We start from the raw sequence: 19,633 nt of genomic DNA on the forward strand, positions 1-19,633 counted from the left end.
AGACTATCTCGCCTTCCAGCAGGGTGACAGCGACCCTTGAGAAATTAACTGTGGAGTTTTGGAGAGCATCAAAAGAAATGCACGCTTATACAAATTTCGCTCATACTCACCGATACGGCTAGATTTCGCCGTAAGCATCTGGTTTAAGGTATCCAAATCAACGAATTCTGCGAGAGCCTTTTGAGACAGAGACGCCATATGCTTAGTTAAATCATTCGCACTTTGTTTGACCTGCTGCATTTCGACTGCCGCTGCATCTAGATCATAATCAAAGCCAGGAGTACCTAAAAGTCGCTCAGCGATAGCGACTACAAAACCAATCGATGCAGGAGCAGAAGTGAAAATATCTCGACCAGATTTAACTTTCGCATCTTCAGAGACGACAAGCTCTCTAACAACGCGATCAAATTGCATGTCGACTTGAGCCATTATTTTTATCGTATCTACGAACAGCGGAAAGAACGCATCATTCGAAGTTGCCTCCGTAATATCGATTTTTGCAAACTCCTCAGCAACACGCTCTCTGATATCAACATCAATAGATCGAGATGTATATGCCAAAAACAACTCAATAATTCTAGTACTTCTATACTCGCGAGCCTGAGACCTACGATTATTCTCATCAAGCCCGATGACTCTGATATTCCTTACATCCGAAGAAATCTTGGCTACAATAGGACGATAAAGAGTTTCTAACTGCCTCTTAAGATCCCAAGGGACCTGACCAGTATTAAGAACCAACATTCTATAAATCAGGCTTTCAACCTTCCTAGCGAGCCAAATCTCGACTCTCACCATCGGTTCAATGCCGCCCTCCTCTTTGGCCTCTAGCAATGCAGTCGTGCGCTGCATTCCATCGATAATAGAAAGATCAACTTTTGAGGCGACGAGTTCCGCAATCAATTCAGAAGATGTTTTAAGCTTCTTGAGTCGCCTAAGAACCGCCGGCTTACTCACTGCACCGACGACTATTGGGGGAATCACAGCTCCTTTTTTGAGGTCCTCTACAAGCCTGCTTCGGATTTTTAAACCCGTTTTGGTTCGAATAGGGGCTCTCTGGCCTTTCAACCCACCTTGATCGCTATACGCAGCTTCTATAAGAGCCAAATACTTTGAAAGGGTCATCGTACCCATAATTGAGATACAATCGCTATTTTTGTCTTCGAGCGTGATTAGTGGGAATGGCATGAGCTTCTCGAAATTCACTTTTCGATTAAAATTTAATTATCTATAAATAACCGCCGAGAGTAAATAGCGATCGCGATGATAAAGACGCTCCAAATCTGCGCTCAAACTCTGTGAAAGCTTACCCCCCCTCCTCCAGCGTCATTATCGAAGCGCCTACGCGGTCAGCTCAGGCGTCAAAAACGCCTTTACTCAGCAACCTAGCTGCTGCGCACTAGGCCTGCGACGCGTATTGCCAAATCATTACAATCGCAATACTGTACATAACCACAGTATAAGTAAGGAAGCATCGATGCCCTCTACCGCCACGCCTGCGATCTACTCCCAAGAATCCTACAAACTTGTGGTTCGCCGAATTCAGCGCCTTATCACATCTCTGGACGTACAAAAGGTCCAGATCGTAACCGTGAACCGCAAGGACTATGAAAGCCTCGAAGCCTGGCATCAGGTCATTCAAGAGATCGGAGAGACAAGCGGTGTTGACATCCAGCATTTGGACGGAGGTGCCGTGAGGATTGGATGGCGAGGGTATTACGAAGTTTGAAACGAGCCCGCCGTTGAGCGGGCTTTTCATTGCGCAAAGGAAATAATATAAGCGTGCTTATTGACACAAATAATAAGCAGCCTTATATTCGCTTCCATGCCGACACTGGCCCAGCAGCGAAAGCTGCGCCGCTCTTTAACAACCAGCGCCATGAACGACTACCCGGCCCGTCCGGTTAGGTCACTCCCGGCTCCATCGGTGGGAGGTCAGTAAACCGATGAACAAAACCGCACTTGCCTCTACCGGCGACCGGCGATCCGACAGGCCCGAAAGCCTGCCCACGCGCAGCCCACTGCGACGGCGGACGAGGTGTTGACCTAACTGAGTGAATGACCTGGTAAGCGGGTGCGAAGAAAAACAGATTTCACTGGCTGGCCTTGGCGACAGGGCCAGACGGGAAATCAACCGGAGACGGATATGGGAAACAACGACCTGAAGGACGCAGAGCAAACTCTGCAGCGCCTCGCTGCCGCCTTAAACAAAGCGGTCCGGGAGTATGCGAACCACGGGATGACGGTAGAGATGGATATCGTGAGCAGTTCAATAATCGGATGTGTTTCGGTGCCTTCGGTTTTGCTGAACTGCAGCATCGCCATCCGCAACCTCGACTGAACAACCAGCGCCACGACAGCCCTGTCGTTAACTGCCCGATCCTCTCTATGAGAGCGCATCGGGGTGTGATCTGGATTGATCCCCGAGCAGCCTAATCGTGAGCTTGGGTAATAGCATTCAGATCACACCCCGATGCGGACGAAACTGCGGCCTATAACCGCCCACCTGCATCGCAACCAACTACCGAGGAGTGATCGGGAGTTGCCTTCAATCAGAGGAATGGCAGCCATGTAAAACTGAGCGATTTACCTGCGCGGCACGGCAAGCCTGAAGGCCGGCGCCCACCACTCATACAGGCAGCGGACAGTAGGCCGTCGGTGTCCACCGCGCATCGGCCGAATGAGGTAGGCCACCCCCACGCACGTCGACAATTTGATGCTAGAAACCCAGGCCGTCGCCAGTAGCGGGCCTGGGACAGATTACTTGCTAGCTTTCGGCGCATAGCTCGGGCAGAAATGTTTTGCTGCCGACGGATCCCCTGCGGCCTGCACTTGAACTGCCTTGATTTCATCCTGAAATGCCGGATTGGTATCTACTGCAAGAATCTCCTTCTTTAGATCTGCGTTTGCCGCTATGTCTGGAAGGGAAAAGATGTTCTGCAGCGAATAATTCATTCCAGGCTCTTGTTCTGCACACATGCGCCCCATAGCCACCATGGTTATAGCGATGTCGTGATCCTCGGTAGCCGCTTGGGTCTGCCCCAAATTACTGAGCGCGACCAAAGCAACTAGACATACGGCCTTCGAAATAACACGCATGGGAATTCATCCTTAGAAGTTCTGTGCTTTATCGGCAGTGAAATCAAAAAATTCAACTCGCCACTTTGCAAATCGTTCGACACCACCCGAATGCACTCCCCTCCGCGCCCAACGGCAACCAGCGGAGCGAATGAGTGCATCCGAGTTTTGTTGGATCAACACCCGCCAACACGGAGGCGATCATGGCAACCAGCTATGCAGACAGTGCGCAGGCCCGAGAGTGGGACAGGCGCTACGACGACTGGGGGCGCCCGAAAGCGCCGCAGGTCGAAGACTTCCACGACTACGAGGCTGCTGCGCTTCAGCGCAGTCAGCACCAGGAGCTGATGGCAGCTCAGGAGTTGGTCGACCGCAAGGCGCGGGCCACGCGAATTGCATCAGCAGTAGTCGCCTACGGCAAATTCTGGGGGCTGAAATGAGCGCTCAGCAGAGCCCGGAGAACGCCGGCCTCCCCGGTACGGGCAATCACGATCTGGCCGTAGGGATGCTCGAAGGCTACATCCAGAGCATGTCCGACCCAGATTGCAGCGCACTCGCGGTCAGGTCCTCTTCAAACACGGCCCTCATGATCTTCCGCGCACTCAACATCATCAGCGCGACAGAAAACGTCACCTACACCGAGCGCCTGAACCGTGCATACGAATTCCGAAAAGGGAGAGCCGCATGACAACGCCACCGGTAAAAACGCTGGTTGATGAACAGCTCGACGACATCGAGCGCCGCATCGCAATCCTCGGCTTCGGTCTCCCTTTCAACGAGGTGATCGGCCGCAAACGCGAGGACCTGGTCGACAACCTCCCGCAGCGCCTGTCGGTGACCATGAAAGGCGGTCGCATCGCGGTGAGGGTTCGGCCATGAAGCTAGCCTACTGGATCCTCGCTACCGTCCTCGTTGCAGGCCTGGCCGCTTACACCACGGCGCGCGATTCGTCTGGCATCTGTGAAGTGCCGCACTCGACCACCTACCGGGTTTTCCGGTGACCAGTCTTCAGCGAGCGCGCCGGCTGTTGATACGGCGCGGTTCGTTCTCCGCCATCGGCGTTTTCACCTTCCTGATGCTGCTCAGCGCCCTCGCCGATCGCGTCACTCAATAAACAACACCACCACACGCTGCGCTCGGCGCGGCAAGGAATCGTTATGTCCGCAAACGCCAAACAAGCCCTCGGATCGGCCGACCTCGATCTGAGTGAAACCGGTAGCACAAAGAACGCTATTGCTCCTGCAGTTGCCGTCACCGACATCGCCGAGTATCGGCCGCATGAGGAACAGATCGTCCGTTTGGAAACCAGCTACGCGAAGCTCGTCGTTGACTGCTCGACTAGTGAGGGGCTGGCGAACGCCAAGGAAGTGCGCGTCGACATCCGCGACGTGCGCTACGCCTTGGCAAACACCACCAAAACTGCACTCGTTCCTTACCAGCAGAAGGTCAAAGAAGCCCAGGCCCGCGTCAACCAGGTAAAGGAGTTTGGCGAAGCGCTGAAGGATCGAGTTCTAGCGATTGAAGCGCCTGTCGACGAAGCCATCAAGGCCGAAGAAAAGCGCATTGCAGACGCTAAAGCCGAACGCGAGCGCGTCGAAGCTGAGCGCGTCGAAGCTATCCGAGCAAAAATCACCCGATTCAGCTCCGTCGCTGCGGCATACGCAAGCCGTAGCGCTGCCGATGTTGTGAACGTGCTGCTGAACCTCAAGGAGTCGGTAATCCTGCCAGAGGAATACGCCGAGTTTGAAGCTGAAGGCACCATCGCCCGGGACAACGCTATTGAGCAGCTCGAAACACTGCACAGATCTGCCGTCGAGCGCGAAGAGGCTGCCGCAAAACTGGCGGCCCAGCAGAAAGAGCTCGACGAGTTGCGCGAGAAGCAACGAATTGCCGATGAAAACGCAGAGAAAGAACGCCAACGGATCGCAGCGGAAGACCGCCAGCGCATTGCTGATCAGCAGGCAGAACTCAACCGGCAGCGCGAGCAACTGCAGCGTGATCAAGACGCCCAGCGCTTGAAGGACGAGCAGAACCAACGTGACCAGGAAGAACTGGCTCGCCTGCGCGCCCAAGCTGCCGCACCGGCCCCGATCATTGCAGCGATAGCGCCGCTGATCGAAGAGAAAGTCGAGGTCGAACCTATCAACACTCCGGCGATCGCCGCTGAATTCGACGACGTGACCACCACCGCGCCCGAGGTTGAAGACATCGTCGAGGTCGTCGCACTGGGCTTCGACGTAAGCGTCGACACGGCTCGCGCCTGGCTTCGTGCAATTCGCTTCTAACCCTTCCCTTCCCCTCTAAAGGTCGATGAACAAATCGTCGGCCAAGGAGAGCGCAATGAACGACTCAGACACTCAAGCAGCGACCGGCCTTGCCACTTACCAAGATCCGTCCCACAACGCGGCTGCCCTCATTCTCGACCCGGGCACCATGAAGTCGATGAGCGACCTCGCACTGATGATGTCGAAGGGCGTGACAACTGTGCCCAAACATTTGAAGGGCAATCAAGCTGACTGCATGGCGGTCGTCCTGCAGGCCATGCAGTGGCAGATGAACCCGTTTGCGGTTGCTCAGAAGACATTCATCGTGAACGGCGGTGCACTCAGTTATGAGGCGCAGCTCGTAAACGCAGTGATCACCGCCAAAGCACCTGTCAAAGGACGCCTCAACTTCGAATGGTTCGGCAACTGGGAAAACGTCATCGGAAAGATGCGCGAAGTGACCAGCCGAACCAAGAAGGACGAGGACACTGGCGAATTCAAAAAATACCGCGTTCCGGGGTGGAGCTTCGACGACGAGAAAGGACTCGGTATCAAGGTCTGGGCAACATTCAAAGGCGAAGAAGAGCCGCGTACCTTGGAGCTTCTGCTAACCCAAGTTCGCACTCGCAACTCGACACTTTGGGCGGAAGATCCGAAGCAGCAAATCGCCTACCTGGTAACGAAAAAATGGGCGCGGCTCTTTTGCCCGGACGTCATCCTTGGGGTCTACACGCCCGATGAGTTCGAAGACTCCTACGGTGGCGAAATCGATATCACACCTACGAAGCAAGCCTCAAACACCGCTGCCGCAGCCGAAGTGTCTTTTGGCCCAAAATCCCCATCACCGGAAATCGACGGTGTATTCGCTGACCTGCTGGTCGTTGCGAAGCGACAGGACATCGATGCATATGCAGCGGCTTGGGCAGGTCTCAAGCCTAAGCAGCGTGCAGCGATCGGCTTGGAGTGCCACGAAGCACTCAAGAGCATGGCGGCAACTGTTGATGCTGACTTCACGGACATGACTGGCCCCGGCGAAGACCTGTCGCAGGTCGAGGAAGCGGCGTAGTGAGAACGGAACTGCAAGGTACTGAAAAGTGGCATTCAGACCGATCCGGTCGAGTGACGGCCAGCCGCTTCAAAGACGTAATGGCTTGGGGAAAACCTGACAAGCATGGGAAGCGCGAGCCGATGGGGGCGCGGACCTCCTACATGCGTGAGCTGTGCTTCGAACGACTGGCAAAGAAGTCCAAGCACAACGTCAGCAGCGCTTCCATGAAGTGGGGTCACACAGAAGAGCAAAAGGCTCAGGACGCCTACGAGATGCTGACCGGCAACATTGTCGTGCCGTCGGAATTCATCGTTCACCCGAAGTATGACTGGCTCGGCTGCTCGCCAGACGGCCTGATCAACGATGACGGTGGCACCGAGTCAAAGTGTCCTTTCAACGAGGCGATCCACGTCAGGACTTGGCTGGAGGGCATGCCCGAGGAACATATGCCGCAGATTCAGGGCTGCATGTTCGTGACGGGCAGGCAATGGTGGGACTTTCTGTCCTTCGATTCCCGCCAAGACGAGGAGTGTCAGCTCTATATCGAAACGATTTACCGCGACGAAGACTACATCGCCAACCTGCACAGAGAGCTCGTCCAATTCAACCTGGAGCTGAATCGCATGGTGGATGAGGTCGCGGACAAAGCACGGGCACAAGCCCATAGATTAGGAGCTTGAGCATGATCAGCCTGAATCTCAACGCAGTTCGAACGAAACAAGGTGAGTCTGACCGGATCGCGGCGGCGACAGCTGACTTCTGGAGTCGGCCCGGCAGCAGCTTTAAGGAGCTGCCGCCAGCTCGAATGAAGCCGAAGCCTGAGCGGCGCGATTGGGTAGACCCTGAAACGGTACTCAAGCGGCGCCCGAAACCGATATCGGCGGCTGACCGCAAAGCTCTGCGAAAAATGGCGGACTCGCTATGAAGTCGAAACGCAAACCCAACAACGGTTTCGCCCGAGCTGAACGCAGTTGCAGGGCGCTGCTGCGCACCAACCACGTCGCAGTGGTGAACATTGACCCCAGCGGCAGCCAGATCATGGCGAACTGGAAGAGCTGCAAGCAGATCCGAAGTGTGGCGATCGCCAACGCGATCTTCGACTTCTCCTACCGCTGGACGATTTACATCGGCGCCATGTGTCGCGACGAACGCGGCGCCGAGTACATCAAGTCCGTGGAGATCTCGCCGGATGGCATCTACAAGGTCGAGCGCCTGACCGACGCCATCGAGCATTACTACCTGGAGCTGCGCAACAGCGCGAACCCGGCCCATCTGGTCGCATCAGGCTGGATCGCGATTCCGGACGAGGTTTCGATGGATGAAGCCGAAGCCGCGAAGCTGTTCTACGCCGCCGGCGCCTGGCATCAGGTGAAGGTAGCTGCGTGAGACGTTCCAGACCCCAACAACGCAAACGACAGACCTGGCTGGACTTGCCAGCCAGCGGAATTGAAGAGGTAGGCCATGGCCAAGACTGGCAAAGAGCGATCAGCGAAGGCTGCCGAAAAGCGGATCGAGTACGACGAGAAGGAGTTGCGGCACCGGGTCAGGCTCGGCACCCGGCAGAAGCTTGATGAACTGATGGCCTGGAACGGCATCACGGAAATCAACGAGGCGGTGCAGAACCTGATTCTGAATGCTCATGCGCTCGGGCCGACCCTTTCCTACCAGGCGATGGAAAGTCCGCGCCACAAAGTGCAGATAAGCGAAAACGTGGCGCGGATGTTTCGGGAAGAAAGCCTAGCAGAGTTAAAGCGCGACCCTGGGGATGAATAGCGGACTAGCTACCACTCCAAAGCTTTACTTATGCAGGATTTGCTCGATCAAAACTTATTTTTGCAATGCCTCCTGCCCCTCTAACATCTTTAACCCTCATAATAAAATTATCGACAACTTCTTTTCCCATCCCATATGAGTACGTGATCGAAAAACTATAATCTTTACTTTCTGCATCCAAGGGCACACGAAACTCAACGGACTTACCAGCAGCAATTGCACTACCACTATAAACCTGGGCCTTACCGATAGAGACCGACACACCTTCGGCATTCTTCCCAATATTTTCTATTTTAATAAAAACGTCCATCACCCGGTCTGATGCAGTGGGGACCCGAGCAGAGAACTTCATATTAGGCCGGTTTTCGTACTCGGCTATTTGCCTGCTGTATTTTACATTTTCCAGCTCATTTTCTAGTTGCCTACCAGCGATGCCAACCATTTCTTTTTGCTGGTCTACCGAATTTTTCAACTCCTGCGCCTGTAATTGCAACGCCTCCGAGCTTAATTTTAATTCGCGTCCCTGCTGAATATATCCGAGCACCAACCAGAGAAAAGCTATCGGCCCAAATACTCCCGCGAGAAAATCACCTATTGCGTTAAGCTCAAGAGTTGGAAGAGTTGTACGCTTCCAATACACAAGAACGGCTACGCACACTAGATAAACGCCCGTTGCTACCCCACCGACAACTTCTGATTTTACCTTCATATCTCGCTCCATCGAATGATCGCGAGATAATAAACGCAGCACCAACTCTTTGGAAGCATTTTGCCATCATTCGTGGCACTTCCAGCCACCGAGGGCAAGCCTGACTGGATCTAAAGGCGCACGGAATTGAAGAGGTAGGCCATGGCCAAGAGCAATGCAGATCGCTCAGCGAAAGCCGCGGCGATGAGGAAATCAGGCTGCACTGCCTCCCCGGTACACGCCAAGCACTTGCCAAGCTGATGGCCTGGAGCGGCATCGAGGAACAGGGCGAAGCCATCACGCTGATGATTCACCACCTGCACTGCCTTGGCCCGGGCGCCGCCCTGCCCCTGCTCACTCCGCCGCGACACGAATACGTGATACCCGAAAACGTGCCGCGGAAATTGAAGCTCGCCCACGACCGCGAAGCTCTTCGTATTTGTCACAGCGAATAACCATCACAGCGTTGCATCCGTTCACGGATCTCGATGCTGAAACAGAATGAGCTACCTAAGAAGCTTTACGCCTAAAAGCGAAGATATGGGAGAAAACATATTTTCGATCCTGAGAGTTGCTTGATCGGAGTTCGCCTCAGGACCAAAATCAATTTTCTTCCAATTCATATCAAAAGTGCCTTTCGCTGATGCAACTGAAAGCGCGTTACTAGTCGGTGATACGAACCGAATACATGAGCTTACACAACCTTCGCAAATCGATGAAAAGATGAACAATGCGTTAAGATCCTTTTCCAACAGCACATCCCACATAGCCTTACACTCTAAAGCAACCGCCTTGAGCTCACCGCGTGAACTATTTAATTTATTCAAACTGCCCGAGAATCTCTCGACAATCATTTCAGCTAATTTACCCTCAACCCGCTCTTCATCCAATACAAGACTCGCGGCTATCCTGGCGTCGGCCCAAACATTGTTAACTTCTGTTTTGTACTTTTCTAATGAGATCGCCATTCTTCTTGCAAGCTCATGATCAGCAGTACTCTTTACCTGGCTTTTCCAAGTATTGAGGCCTGATGCCGCGACTATGACAGCTGCACATGTAGCGATCACGCCAACAATGTCGAAAAAGTCATGAATATTGGACGCTTTGAAAAAATCAGTACCAAGAGGGGCTTGCCCTATAAGAACCCCTACAAATACAAGCAATACGCAACCAAACCAAACAATCAAATCCTTGCTCAAACCCATCCCCTTATTCCATCCGTCAGCACACGCTGTCGCCTGCATAAACAAATACCCCACTTCTACGAATCACGCCAGCCGGCGAGGACTGCTCAGTCGATCTCGTCAGTTGTCGCCATTACAGAAGTCGTGCGCTTTCGAATGTGAATACTCCACATCCCATCGTCCTTACCAGTTGAGAGTTTGATTCTGGAGTCGTGACTGCAGACGAATCGCACCCGATCCTCTGTGAGGTTGTTATGGCTTGCAATAGCCCGTGTCGACCGGAATGGCTCCTTCTCCCTGTCACTGTTGGCTTGTAGCCATTCATAAATGCTCTGCGCATCCCGGTGAGTTTTCCAAGCAGCGCTTATCCCTTGCACCGCCAGCACTACCAGAGCTGCAACCGCGCCGCCCGCTGCGCCTCCAACGGAAGTGGAGATTATGTCGTTAAGCAGTTCCTGCTCCATTTGAAACCCTCACTAATTAATACGCTGAATATACCGGCGAGGATCCCCTATGTCCGCACAACAACCCCGAATCGTCTGCCAGTTCAGCTGCGGCGCTGCCTCGGCAGTGGCTACCAAGCTGGCATTGGCACAGTACAGCGCGACACACGACGTACAGATCATCAACGCTTTCCTGGCAAACGAGCATGAAGACAACCGGCGCTTCCTTCTGGACTGCGAAGAATGGTTCGGACAAAGAGTCGTGCAACTACGTGACGAGAAGTACGGCGCCGACATCATCCAGGTGTTCCGGCGCGAGAGATTCATGAAAGGCCGGAACGGCGCGCCATGCACCAAGTTACTGAAGCGTCGTCTGCTCGATACCTGGAAGCAACCGGGCGACATAATGGTGTTTGGCTATACCGCCGAAGAAGTCGACCGTCTGGAAGACTTCCGCGAGCGTACCCCCAATCGCCCTGTCATCGCGCCCCTGATAGACGCCGGCCTTGGTAAAGAGGACTGCAAGGCAATGGTCGAGCGTGCAGGGATCGAGTTACCGCTGATGTACCGCCTGGGCTACGACAACGCTAACTGCATCGGCTGCGTGAAAGGTGGCGAAGGCTACTTTCGAGCGATCCGCGAAGACTTCCCGAAGCAATTTGAAGAGCTTTGCCGTGTTCAGGATGAACTTGGTCCAGGCTCGTACCTGCATCGCGACCGCAAGACCAATATCCGATTCTCTCTACGTGACCTTCCGCCTGGTAAACCCCGCCGAAACGAGGCGTTACCAGCTTGCTCTTTCTTTTGCGAGATAGCTGAAGCCGACTATCAACCAAGCGGTGCGGGCATAACGTCGGGCAGAGCGTTAGTCGGTATACGGTCAACAATCTGAGCCTTCAATTTGCGATGCAGAACACGATGACAGTTGGCGCACAGGCATCGCAATTGATCCAGGGTTGTCTTGTGCTGCTCGCCCATATCTGCGACCTGGATCGCTTCATGATGAACCTCAATACAAGCCACCCCAAAATCGCCGTACGCTTCGACAGGATCTGTTCCGCACTCCTCGCAGAATAGCCGGCCATGTTTCTTGATAAATGAAGCTTTCTTGGCCTTAGAAAGACCCGGTGAGCGTTCACGTTTCAGGTGGTACACCAGCTTGACTTGGCCCTCGGCCCACTCCCTATCCTCAGTGTCTATGGGTATTTCAAGCGTCTCGCCTTGCTCACCTTTGGGGACGACTTTGTAACCCGCAGCTTCCAACAGCTCGAAACAGACGGTCCCCTTTCCCGCAGTGAAATGCTTGGGCATTACCTTGAATCCCAACGCTTCCGTTGCAGCGAGGCCGAAGACCTGCTTGGGAGCTAGTCTGGCATTAGCATCAACTAACAGGTCGTAGTCGATAGAGGGTCCAAAATCCTCTGCCAGGACACCTTGAAGGAGATATTGGACTGCTTTCCAAATGTACTCAGCAGTGACCTTACGTAATTCTTCCGCCGGCAAGCGAGCGTTACCTGCCAGCCCAGTCCCGTCTACGAAAACTAAGGCTTGTGTTGCAATTACCGCTTCCAAATCAGGGGCGTCCAAGAAGCCAAAAATTACGCTACCCAATGCAACTGAAATGGCCGCCAGGTAGCAGCCCTGGTTACCGTTACCATTTGACTGGAGAGGTGAGTTTTTCTTCGGCAGAAGTTTTAGGATTTTGTCGATATGAGCCTTCGGCGAAATCGAAGTCGATAATGCGATCCAGTTGATCGACACCAAAAATCCTGTAGCAGCCCAGCTTGCGCCAATCGCTCCAAATTCTTCTGGCTTTGGAGCTTCTGCGTAATTATTGATTGCGATGCCAATAGCTTTGATCCGTCCATTAGCGTAGGACACCACTACATCCCCAGGCTCCACCTGGGTTAAATTTTCATAAGTTTTGTTGCGAGCGCCATTTTTATTGGTTTTCGGCGACCAAATATAGCCACCGTCAAACTCGGCCTTAAAGGTCTGCTTATGGTTTACCCACCAAAATTTATACCGGGCGGTTAACGTGTCCTCAAAGTCGCGTAGGCGTGCTGCCGAATGCTCTACTGCCTCTGGGGAAAAAATATCAGGATGCCTAACCACAACGGCTTCAAATGCGAAATCCTGTAAACCAAGGCTGAGTAGAGCTCTGTAGCCTTGTGTTTCTGCCTCACGGATAACCACTCTCTCGACGCCCGAAACGATCCCGTGTTTTTCGAGCATGCGCCACGTATAAGCAGCAGGCTGTCGCTTCCCATGCTTCTGGAGCAGCGTCTGCTCGTAAGACAACACAGCGAGAATCGACTCAATCTCCGCCGATGAAGTTGCACCAAACCGCTCAAGAGCAATGCGTTCCGCTTCTAGCTTCAGGGTTTCAATCTTGTGTGCGTCCATGTTTGCTCTCTCCGATGAGGAGCAGATTCTAAAGCAGGTGGATGGCATTTCGACATATCTACATTTCACTACCTACCGACGTTCTGCTTACACAGTGCAAATTGAGTATTTGCAGAATTACAGACTGATCTAATAGCTCTGAAACCCCTCCCCTTCAAAGTCAGCCGCTATAGCGGCAAGGACGAACTCGCCCATGGAAACGATAAAACTGATTCAGCCGGTGCCGGTTGTGCGCGATGAAAACGGCATGTTCTGGCACCCGGAACTGCCGCCATTTGATGAAGGTGATGGCGAGAAGTGCAAGAAGTGGCTTGCCGAGCAGTGCCTGGCCGTGAAGATGACCAGCATCGAGGACGCGCCGGACGAGATCTCGGAGCGCTACTTCGACTCCCATGATCCGGATTGCAGCTACTGGGATCCGGACAAACCGGAAGGCGAAGACTGGTTCTGCCTGTCGATTCACGACACCGACGATGGCCCGGTCTGCTGGTGGGCACGACGCGAGGTGACGCCATGATCCTCGCCCCGCTCTACATGGCCTACCTCATCTACAAGGGGCCGTGGCGATGAATAGTTACCAGATCCTGATTGGCGACTGTCTCGAGCTGCTGCGGTGGATGCCCGATTGCAGCGTCGACAGCGTCGTCACCGACCCTCCGTACGGACTGTCCTTCATGGGAAAAAAATGGGACTACGACGTGCCGGCGACTGAGGTCTGGGCCGAATGTCTGCGAGTACTCAAGCCGGGCGGCCACCTGCTGGCTTTCGCCGGCACTCGCACTCAGCACCGCATGGCTGTCCGCATCGAGGATGCCGGGTTCGAGATCCGCGACATGATTGCTTGGGTTTATGGCTCTGGGTTTCCCAAGTCGCACAACCTCGATGGTGAGCACGAAGGCTGGGGAACTGCACTCAAGCCGGCGCTGGAGCCAATCACCGTGGCGCGCAAGCCATTCGCCGGCACGGTTGCTGCAAACGTCCAAGCCCACGGCACCGGTGCTCTGAACATTGACGGGTGTCGCGTGCGCGCAATCGACGCTGAGGCCTTGGCAAAGAACTGGACGAGACTGACCACCGTTGATATGCGAGGTGGGAACTACGTCGGGGGCAAGTCCGGAAAACTCCTGATGACGGCCGAGGCTTCGGATCTCGGCCGGTGGCCGGCAAACCTGATTCACGACGGAAGCGCGGAAGTCATCGAAGCATTTCCGGATGCGCCAGGGCAACTCGCGGCGGCCAGCACCAGCGATACCCAGCGGGCCGGGCAGAACTGCTACGGAAATATGAAGCGCGGGCGAGGTACCGAGGCGAGCGCTGACAGCGCGAACTCCGGTGTAGTTGGTTTTCAGATGAAGCCCGGGGCTCGTCGCCTGGACAGCGGCAGCGCCGCCCGCTTTTTCTACTGCGCAAAGACCAGCCGCACAGACCGACACGAAGGCCTGCTGAACCCTGGCCCGCAGTTCCAGCAAGGCACCATGCTGCGCAAGGTGGAAACCACGGAGACGACGGGCAATAACCACCCCACGGTCAAGCCCACTGACCTGATGGCCTACCTGCTGCGCCTGGTGACACCCGCCGGCGGCGTCGCTCTCGATCCATTCATGGGCAGCGGAAGCACCGGCAAGGCCGCAATGCGCGAAGGCTTCCAGTTCATCGGCTGTGAGATCGACGAGCGATACGCGGCGATTGCCCGGGCGCGGATCGATCACGAAATCTCTCGACAGCAAGAGCTGCAAGCCGAATCTGATCAGCTCGATCTATTCGGCACCGCCTAACCCCTCCCCCAACTCAACAGCCTGCCGGTGTACGGCGGGCGAGGAATTCGTATGTCCGAAATTGAACGTGTCATCGAAGCCATGATGGCGCCAGCGACCCCGGCCACCGAGGTCATCACGCTCGACCGAAACATTGTCGAGCGAGCGTTGAGCTTGATGGAGAGCCACCCAGATGTCGCACAGGGCGGGCCTTCGCTTTGCAATGAAGTCTCCGTGTTTCGCCAAGCCTTGGCCGAACCCACCGTAAAACTCTGGGCGATCCACAGCGTTGGCCCTGGCGAAGAGTACCCGTGCCTAAACAAAGAAGACGCCGAGCGGCGCGCGAAAGAGTTGCGCGATCTCGGTGAGCGTATGAAGCAGGAGCGTATCGCGCGCGGTGAAAGCGTTGAGCTTTGGAATGACTGGGTGACGAACGTTATCCCTTCCCCGTGGGAGCCGGCCGAGCATTTCGAAATCATGGCTGAGGAATGGACGGATCACGCCGAGCAGCTTCACGAAGAGGTGATCAAGCTGACCGAAGAAAAAGGAAACCTGCGTAAAGCCCTCGCGGGAATGCTTTTCGCTTTCGACGAAGGCGTCGGCCTCGACTGGTCCGCTGATCTGCTCGATTACGCGCGGAAGCTGTGCGCCGCCGAAGAATTCAAACCCTGAACCATCCCCACCTTCTGCCGCCACGCGCGGCATGGAGCATCACAATGACCATCCAGTTTCTGTCACACGAGGAGGTTTGCGAGCTCACCGGCGCGCGGACCAAGGCAGGTCAGATCCTCAACCTGAAAAAGAATGGCGTTCGCCATACGATTAAAGTGAACGGCTGGCCGAGTGTCACCGCGATGGCGGTCACCGCCGTCGGCGCATTTGAATCAGAAAAGCCCGTCTGGAAATCACGTAAGGCCAGCTGACATGGGAAGACGACCAAGTAAACCCGGCTCGATCGCCAGGCTGCGGGAACGCAAGAAAGCCAGCGGCCGGGTGTTCTACTACTACGACACGGGCGGAAAAGACCGAAAGGAAATTCCCCTGGGCAGCGACTACGGCTTGGCGATCATGGAATACGCGAAGCTAGAGCGTGATCGCACCGCAACCGATCTGGTCGCCAAGGTCATCACGTTCCGCTACGTCGCCGAAAAATACATGGTCGACATCGTCCCAACCAAAGGAACAGCCACCCAGGCTGACAACAAGCGCGAGCTGAAAAACCTGATCGCTTTCTTTGACGATCCACCGGCACCGTTGGAAACGATCGAGCCATTGCACGTTCGCCAATACCTCACTTGGCGCAAGTCCGCGCCAGTGCGCGCGAACCGCGAAAAGGCTCTGCTCAGCGCGATCTGGAATTACGCCCGGGATAAGGGCTACACATCGCTTGCCAATCCATGCGCGGGCATCAAGGGCAACAAAGAGACCGGCCGGGACACATATGTCGAAGATGCGCTGTTCAAGCGCGTGCACGACAAGGCGGACGCGGGCCTACAAGACGCAATGGACCTCGCTTATTTGACCGGTCAAAGAGTGACCGATACCCGGTTGATGGACGAGCGCGATGTGCGCGACGGGCAAATTTGGGTGTTGCAGGGAAAGACCAAGGCAAAGCGTAGGATCGAGATCACTGGCGAGCTTAAGGTTTTGATTGATCGAATCATGTCCCGAAAGTCAGAACACAAGGTCCGCTCGACGCGGCTGATCGTTACAGAGGATGGCACACCAATGACGGTGGCGATGTTGCGCAGGAGGTTTGACTTGGCCAGGGAGGCGGCCGGGGTGGAGAAATCTGAATTTCAGATGCGGGATTTACGCGCCAAGGCAGGCACGGACAAAGCCGAATCCAGCGGTGACATCATGCAGGCGAGAGATCAACTTGGGCATACGACCGTTGTGATGACTGAGCAATACATACGCAATCGTATGGGCAAGAAAGTTACTCCAACCAAGTGAATTGCGGACCAACATCAAAATAGCGGACCAGAAACAAACAAGGGCTTGCATCAGCTTTCGCTCGCAAACCCTTGATTTAATATGGTGCCCGAAGCCGGAATCGAACCGGCACGCCCTTACGAGCGGGGGATTTTAAGTCCCATGCGTCTACCAGTTTCGCCATTCGGGCGGTAGCGCGGTGTTGCTCTTTCCAGCTGTTGAGTCGCGATCCTGGCAGGATGCAGGCTTAAACAGCCGAGCGGGAAATATATACATCACGTCCCGGTGAAGCAAGTTCGCAGTGGCTGATTTCAAGACTAAATCTTGCTGCTCACTGGAAATAAAAAAGCTCCGTAAATCATGGATCTACGGAGCTTGTTTATAGTGGAGGCCGAGGTCGGAATCGAACCGGCGTAGGTGGATTTGCAATCCACTGCATAACCATTTTGCTACTCGGCCTCAAAACGTCTGTTATCAGTAGCACAACAACAAACGCGTTTTAACTTGGAGCGGGAAACGAGACTCGAACTCGCGACCCCGACCTTGGCAAGGTCGTGCTCTACCAACTGAGCTATTCCCGCTTGGTGATGCGCATTCTATAGAATTAAGAAGCTCCGTCAACCCCTTGATTCAAAAAAGTTTTATTTCTTTTCAACATCGGTCTTCAGATGCGGCCAGGCAGCGCGCAGGTACTGAACCATCGACCACAGCGTCAGGCCGGCGGAGACCATCAGCAAGGCGTAACCGAGAACGACCCAGAAGGTGAAGTCCCGTGGATTGGCCAGCAGGATCACCAGCGCGAGCATTTGCGCAGCGGTTTTCCATTTGCCCAGGTTCGATACGGCAACGTGTGCACGGGCACCGAGTTCGGCCATCCATTCACGCAATGCCGAAACGACGATCTCGCGACCAATGATGACAGCCGCTGGCAGTGTCAGCCAGAGATTGCCGTGTTCCTGCACCAGCAGGACCAGTGCGACGGCGACCATCAGCTTGTCGGCAACCGGATCGAGAAACGCTCCGAACGGCGTGCTTTGCTCCAGTCGGCGAGCCAGATAACCATCCAGCCAGTCCGTTGCTGCCGCGAAGGCAAACACCGAGGCGGAGGCCATGTAACTCCATTGGTAAGGCAGATAGAACAGCAAAATGAAGATCGGAATGAGCAGGACGCGTAGAACGGTAATCAGATTAGGGATATTCATCGGCACAACTGGCTACGAGGTGAAGGGGCATTCTACTCGCTATGCAGGTTTGCATAAATCGACTCTGCGAGCTTTTTACTGATCCCCGGGGCTTTGGCGATCTCTTCGATGCTTGCACGAGTCAGCTCCTGCAATCCACCAAAATGTTTCAACAAATCGCGTCGACGGGTCGGCCCTACTCCCGCAACACCTTCCAGCGTTGACGTACGGCGGGTTTTGCCACGACGCGCGCGGTGTCCGGTAATTGCAAAACGGTGAGCCTCGTCGCGGATCTGCTGAATCAGATGCAGTGCCGGCGAGTCGCCGCGCAAGGTGAACTCGTGCGCTGCATCATTCAGATACAGAGTTTCGAAACCAGCCTTGCGCGTCGCACCCTTTGCCACGCCGAGCAGGATCAGATCCGGCACGGCCAGTTCGTTAAGCACGTCGCGGGCCATCGACAACTGCCCCTTGCCACCGTCCACCAGCAGAATATCCGGCAACTTGCCCTCGCCGTCTTTCAACTTGCTGAAGCGTCGGGTCAAGGCCTGGTGCATGGCAGCGTAATCGTCGCCTGCTGTAACACCTTCAATGTTATAGCGACGATAATCGGATTTGATCGCACCTTCCGGGCCGAACACCACGCAGGACGCGACGGTCGCTTCGCCGCTGGAATGACTGATGTCGTAACACTCCAGGCGTTGTGGCGGTTCCTCCAGGTTCAGCACTTCTGCCAAAGCCTCGAAACGCGCAGCCGTGTGCTGACGGTTGGCCAGACGTGCGCCCAGTGCCTGCTCGGCATTGGTTACAGCCAGTTGCTGCCAGCGAGCTCGCGTTCCGCGCACCCGGTGACTGATGGTCAGTTCGCGGCCACGCAACTCGTGAATCGCCTCGACCAGTGTCGGAAAATCTTCGTGGACGACGTTGACGATCAATTCGCTTGGCAGGTCGCGCTCCGGACTGCTGATGAAGTATTGGCCAAGAAACGCCGCCATGACCTGCGAGACATCTTCTTCAATACCCACCTGCGGGAAGAAATTCTTGCTGCCCAGCACCCGTCCGCCGCGCACGCTGATCAAATGAACGCAGGCACCGCCCGGGTTGACGAACGCCGCAATGACGTCGATATCGCCGGTGCCGCCTTCCATGCTCTGTTGATCCTGAACCCGACGCAGCAGTGCAATCTGGTCACGCAATTCAGCGGCGCGCTCGAATTCAAGGTTGATCGCCGCCTCTTCCATCGCCGTTGACAGCTCGTTGGTCAGTGCATGACTGCGTCCTTCGAGGAACATCACCGAGTGACGTACATCCTCGGCATAGACCTCAGGCTCGACCAGTCCCACACAGGGTGCCTTGCAGCGTTTGATCTGATATTGCAGGCATGGCCGGGTACGGTTCTTGTAGTAGCTGTCTTCACACTGCCGAACAAAAAAGGTTTTTTGCAGCAGGCTGAGGCTTTCGCGAATGGCACCGGCACTCGGATACGGGCCGAAGTATTTGCCTTTGGCTTTCTTGGCGCCGCGATGGATGCTCAGACGTGGGAATTGTCCGTCGGAGAGAAACACGTAAGGGTAGGACTTATCGTCGCGCAACAGAATGTTGTACGGCGGTCGCCATTCCTTGATCAGCGTTTGCTCAAGCAAGAGCGCTTCGGTTTCATTGGCAGTGATGGTCGTCTCGACCTGGGCGATACGCCCGACCAGTGCTGCCGTTTTCGGTGCCAGCCCGGTCTTGCGAAAATAGCTGGCCAGACGCTTCTTGAGATTCTTGGCTTTGCCGACATACAGCAGACGCGCGTCGCTGTCGAACATGCGATAAACGCCAGGGCGCCCGCTGACGGTCGACAGAAAGGCGCCGGAATCGAATGCTTCAGTCATGA

Annotated in this window: 27 protein-coding genes and 3 tRNA genes; 19 read left to right on the top strand and 11 right to left on the bottom strand. The window is 55.0% G+C overall.

The window, feature by feature from the left end:
• Positions 1 to 3: 3 nt before the first annotated feature.
• Complete coding sequence (locus ACIPIZ_RS02395) at positions 4 to 1,188, bottom strand: hypothetical protein (RefSeq protein ID WP_401163757.1); 1,185 nt, start codon at positions 1,186 to 1,188, stop codon at positions 4 to 6.
• Positions 1,189 to 1,477: 289 nt separating this feature from the next.
• On the opposite strand from ACIPIZ_RS02395, the gene ACIPIZ_RS02400 reads away from it, so the two are divergent.
• Both ACIPIZ_RS02400 and ACIPIZ_RS02405 read left to right on the top strand, forming a co-directional pair.
• Entirely contained in the window at positions 1,478 to 1,729 is a 252-nt protein-coding gene (locus ACIPIZ_RS02400) for a DUF1654 domain-containing protein (protein ID WP_401163759.1), read from the top strand.
• 417 nt (positions 1,730 to 2,146) lie between these two features.
• Complete coding sequence (locus ACIPIZ_RS02405; protein ID WP_401163761.1) at positions 2,147 to 2,341, top strand: hypothetical protein; 195 nt, start codon at positions 2,147 to 2,149, stop codon at positions 2,339 to 2,341.
• 419 nt (positions 2,342 to 2,760) lie between these two features.
• Here the strand turns inward: ACIPIZ_RS02405 and ACIPIZ_RS02410 are convergent, their stop codons facing one another.
• Positions 2,761 to 3,099 carry a hypothetical protein gene (locus tag ACIPIZ_RS02410; RefSeq protein WP_073474143.1) on the bottom strand — a complete coding sequence of 113 codons (339 nt, stop codon included), beginning with the start codon at positions 3,097 to 3,099 and terminating at the stop codon, positions 2,761 to 2,763.
• Between the two features lie 182 nt (positions 3,100 to 3,281).
• Here ACIPIZ_RS02410 and ACIPIZ_RS02415 point away from each other — a divergent pair, with 182 nt between their 5' ends.
• The 10 genes from ACIPIZ_RS02415 (at position 3,282) to ACIPIZ_RS02460 (ending at position 8,163) form a co-directional block, all read left to right on the top strand.
• Positions 3,282 to 3,518, top strand: coding sequence for a hypothetical protein (locus ACIPIZ_RS02415; RefSeq protein ID WP_122855054.1), 237 nt, complete (start codon positions 3,282 to 3,284; stop codon positions 3,516 to 3,518).
• Positions 3,515 to 3,766: a hypothetical protein gene (locus ACIPIZ_RS02420; protein ID WP_401163764.1), complete on the top strand. Its 252-nt coding sequence runs from the start codon at positions 3,515 to 3,517 to the stop codon at positions 3,764 to 3,766. Before ACIPIZ_RS02415 ends, ACIPIZ_RS02420 begins: the two co-directional genes overlap by 4 nt.
• Complete coding sequence (locus ACIPIZ_RS02425; protein ID WP_401163767.1) at positions 3,763 to 3,957, top strand: hypothetical protein; 195 nt, start codon at positions 3,763 to 3,765, stop codon at positions 3,955 to 3,957. Before ACIPIZ_RS02420 ends, ACIPIZ_RS02425 begins: the two co-directional genes overlap by 4 nt.
• Entirely contained in the window at positions 3,954 to 4,079 is a 126-nt protein-coding gene (locus ACIPIZ_RS02430) for a hypothetical protein (RefSeq protein WP_273915394.1), read from the top strand. Before ACIPIZ_RS02425 ends, ACIPIZ_RS02430 begins: the two co-directional genes overlap by 4 nt.
• A gap of 156 nt (positions 4,080 to 4,235) precedes the next feature.
• On the top strand, positions 4,236 to 5,363 hold the full coding sequence (locus ACIPIZ_RS02435) for a hypothetical protein (protein ID WP_401163770.1): 1,128 nt from the start codon (positions 4,236 to 4,238) through the stop codon (positions 5,361 to 5,363).
• A gap of 55 nt (positions 5,364 to 5,418) precedes the next feature.
• On the top strand, positions 5,419 to 6,408 hold the full coding sequence (locus ACIPIZ_RS02440) for a RecT family recombinase (protein ID WP_401163772.1): 990 nt from the start codon (positions 5,419 to 5,421) through the stop codon (positions 6,406 to 6,408).
• Entirely contained in the window at positions 6,408 to 7,070 is a 663-nt protein-coding gene (locus tag ACIPIZ_RS02445; protein ID WP_105706799.1) for a lambda exonuclease family protein, read from the top strand. Before ACIPIZ_RS02440 ends, ACIPIZ_RS02445 begins: the two co-directional genes overlap by 1 nt.
• A 2-nt stretch (positions 7,071 to 7,072) precedes the next feature.
• The gene (locus ACIPIZ_RS02450) at positions 7,073 to 7,315 is read left to right on the top strand and encodes a hypothetical protein (protein WP_401163775.1); all 243 of its coding nucleotides are present in this window, start codon (positions 7,073 to 7,075) and stop codon (positions 7,313 to 7,315) included.
• On the top strand, positions 7,312 to 7,776 hold the full coding sequence (locus ACIPIZ_RS02455) for a hypothetical protein (RefSeq protein WP_401163777.1): 465 nt from the start codon (positions 7,312 to 7,314) through the stop codon (positions 7,774 to 7,776). The genes ACIPIZ_RS02450 and ACIPIZ_RS02455 overlap by 4 nt, the downstream gene beginning before the upstream one ends.
• A gap of 75 nt (positions 7,777 to 7,851) precedes the next feature.
• Positions 7,852 to 8,163 carry a hypothetical protein gene (locus ACIPIZ_RS02460; RefSeq protein ID WP_282382033.1) on the top strand — a complete coding sequence of 104 codons (312 nt, stop codon included), beginning with the start codon at positions 7,852 to 7,854 and terminating at the stop codon, positions 8,161 to 8,163.
• A gap of 28 nt (positions 8,164 to 8,191) precedes the next feature.
• Here ACIPIZ_RS02460 and ACIPIZ_RS02465 read toward each other — a convergent pair whose 3' ends face one another.
• Complete coding sequence (locus ACIPIZ_RS02465; RefSeq protein ID WP_401163780.1) at positions 8,192 to 8,872, bottom strand: hypothetical protein; 681 nt, start codon at positions 8,870 to 8,872, stop codon at positions 8,192 to 8,194.
• A 239-nt stretch (positions 8,873 to 9,111) separates the two neighbouring features.
• Between ACIPIZ_RS02465 and ACIPIZ_RS02470 the strand changes: the two genes are divergently transcribed.
• The gene (locus ACIPIZ_RS02470) at positions 9,112 to 9,306 is read left to right on the top strand and encodes a hypothetical protein (protein WP_401163783.1); all 195 of its coding nucleotides are present in this window, start codon (positions 9,112 to 9,114) and stop codon (positions 9,304 to 9,306) included.
• A gap of 51 nt (positions 9,307 to 9,357) precedes the next feature.
• On the opposite strand, the gene ACIPIZ_RS02475 is transcribed toward ACIPIZ_RS02470, so the two are convergent.
• Both ACIPIZ_RS02475 and ACIPIZ_RS02480 read right to left on the bottom strand, forming a co-directional pair.
• Positions 9,358 to 10,056, bottom strand: a complete 699-nt coding sequence (locus ACIPIZ_RS02475) for a hypothetical protein (RefSeq protein ID WP_401163784.1) — start codon at positions 10,054 to 10,056, stop codon at positions 9,358 to 9,360.
• An 86-nt stretch (positions 10,057 to 10,142) separates the two neighbouring features.
• Positions 10,143 to 10,499 carry a hypothetical protein gene (locus ACIPIZ_RS02480; RefSeq protein ID WP_401163786.1) on the bottom strand — a complete coding sequence of 119 codons (357 nt, stop codon included), beginning with the start codon at positions 10,497 to 10,499 and terminating at the stop codon, positions 10,143 to 10,145.
• A 49-nt stretch (positions 10,500 to 10,548) separates the two neighbouring features.
• Between ACIPIZ_RS02480 and ACIPIZ_RS02485 the strand changes: the two genes are divergently transcribed.
• Positions 10,549 to 11,370 carry a hypothetical protein gene (locus ACIPIZ_RS02485; protein WP_401163788.1) on the top strand — a complete coding sequence of 274 codons (822 nt, stop codon included), beginning with the start codon at positions 10,549 to 10,551 and terminating at the stop codon, positions 11,368 to 11,370.
• On the opposite strand, the gene ACIPIZ_RS02490 is transcribed toward ACIPIZ_RS02485, so the two are convergent.
• Positions 11,307 to 12,884, bottom strand: coding sequence for a hypothetical protein (locus tag ACIPIZ_RS02490; protein WP_401163789.1), 1,578 nt, complete (start codon positions 12,882 to 12,884; stop codon positions 11,307 to 11,309). The genes ACIPIZ_RS02485 and ACIPIZ_RS02490 overlap by 64 nt on opposite strands.
• Positions 12,885 to 13,077: 193 nt before the next feature.
• Here ACIPIZ_RS02490 and ACIPIZ_RS02495 point away from each other — a divergent pair, with 193 nt between their 5' ends.
• The 5 genes from ACIPIZ_RS02495 to xerC are packed head-to-tail and all read left to right on the top strand — an operon-like array spanning position 13,078 to position 16,594.
• The gene (locus ACIPIZ_RS02495; protein ID WP_401163790.1) at positions 13,078 to 13,401 is read left to right on the top strand and encodes a hypothetical protein; all 324 of its coding nucleotides are present in this window, start codon (positions 13,078 to 13,080) and stop codon (positions 13,399 to 13,401) included.
• Between the two features lie 49 nt (positions 13,402 to 13,450).
• A complete protein-coding gene (locus ACIPIZ_RS02500) occupies positions 13,451 to 14,659 on the top strand; it encodes a DNA-methyltransferase (protein WP_401163793.1) in 1,209 nt (402 codons plus the stop codon).
• 51 nt (positions 14,660 to 14,710) lie between these two features.
• Positions 14,711 to 15,310, top strand: coding sequence for a hypothetical protein (locus ACIPIZ_RS02505; RefSeq protein ID WP_401163796.1), 600 nt, complete (start codon positions 14,711 to 14,713; stop codon positions 15,308 to 15,310).
• A gap of 44 nt (positions 15,311 to 15,354) precedes the next feature.
• A complete protein-coding gene (locus ACIPIZ_RS02510; RefSeq protein WP_056785291.1) occupies positions 15,355 to 15,561 on the top strand; it encodes a DUF4224 domain-containing protein in 207 nt (68 codons plus the stop codon).
• A gap of 1 nt (position 15,562) precedes the next feature.
• Positions 15,563 to 16,594, top strand: a complete 1,032-nt coding sequence (gene xerC, locus ACIPIZ_RS02515) for a tyrosine recombinase XerC (protein WP_158958858.1) — start codon at positions 15,563 to 15,565, stop codon at positions 16,592 to 16,594.
• Positions 16,595 to 16,676: 82 nt separating this feature from the next.
• On the opposite strand, the gene ACIPIZ_RS02520 is transcribed toward xerC, so the two are convergent.
• The 5 genes from ACIPIZ_RS02520 to uvrC all read right to left on the bottom strand — a co-directional run bounded on the left by ACIPIZ_RS02520 (position 16,677) and on the right by uvrC (position 19,631).
• A tRNA-Leu gene (locus ACIPIZ_RS02520) sits at positions 16,677 to 16,763 on the bottom strand.
• 195 nt (positions 16,764 to 16,958) lie between these two features.
• Positions 16,959 to 17,032: transfer RNA gene (locus tag ACIPIZ_RS02525), tRNA-Cys, on the bottom strand.
• Positions 17,033 to 17,078: 46 nt separating this feature from the next.
• Positions 17,079 to 17,154: transfer RNA gene (locus ACIPIZ_RS02530), tRNA-Gly, on the bottom strand.
• A gap of 60 nt (positions 17,155 to 17,214) precedes the next feature.
• On the bottom strand, positions 17,215 to 17,775 hold the full coding sequence (pgsA, locus tag ACIPIZ_RS02535; protein ID WP_064390243.1) for a CDP-diacylglycerol--glycerol-3-phosphate 3-phosphatidyltransferase: 561 nt from the start codon (positions 17,773 to 17,775) through the stop codon (positions 17,215 to 17,217).
• 32 nt (positions 17,776 to 17,807) lie between these two features.
• Complete coding sequence (uvrC, locus tag ACIPIZ_RS02540; protein WP_064390244.1) at positions 17,808 to 19,631, bottom strand: excinuclease ABC subunit UvrC; 1,824 nt, start codon at positions 19,629 to 19,631, stop codon at positions 17,808 to 17,810.
• Positions 19,632 to 19,633: the final 2 nt, after the last annotated feature.

Origin of the sequence: Pseudomonas sp. NPDC087690 (genome assembly GCF_044743175.1) — a bacterium.
In the GTDB taxonomy this organism is placed as follows: Bacteria; Pseudomonadota; Gammaproteobacteria; order Pseudomonadales; family Pseudomonadaceae; genus Aquipseudomonas.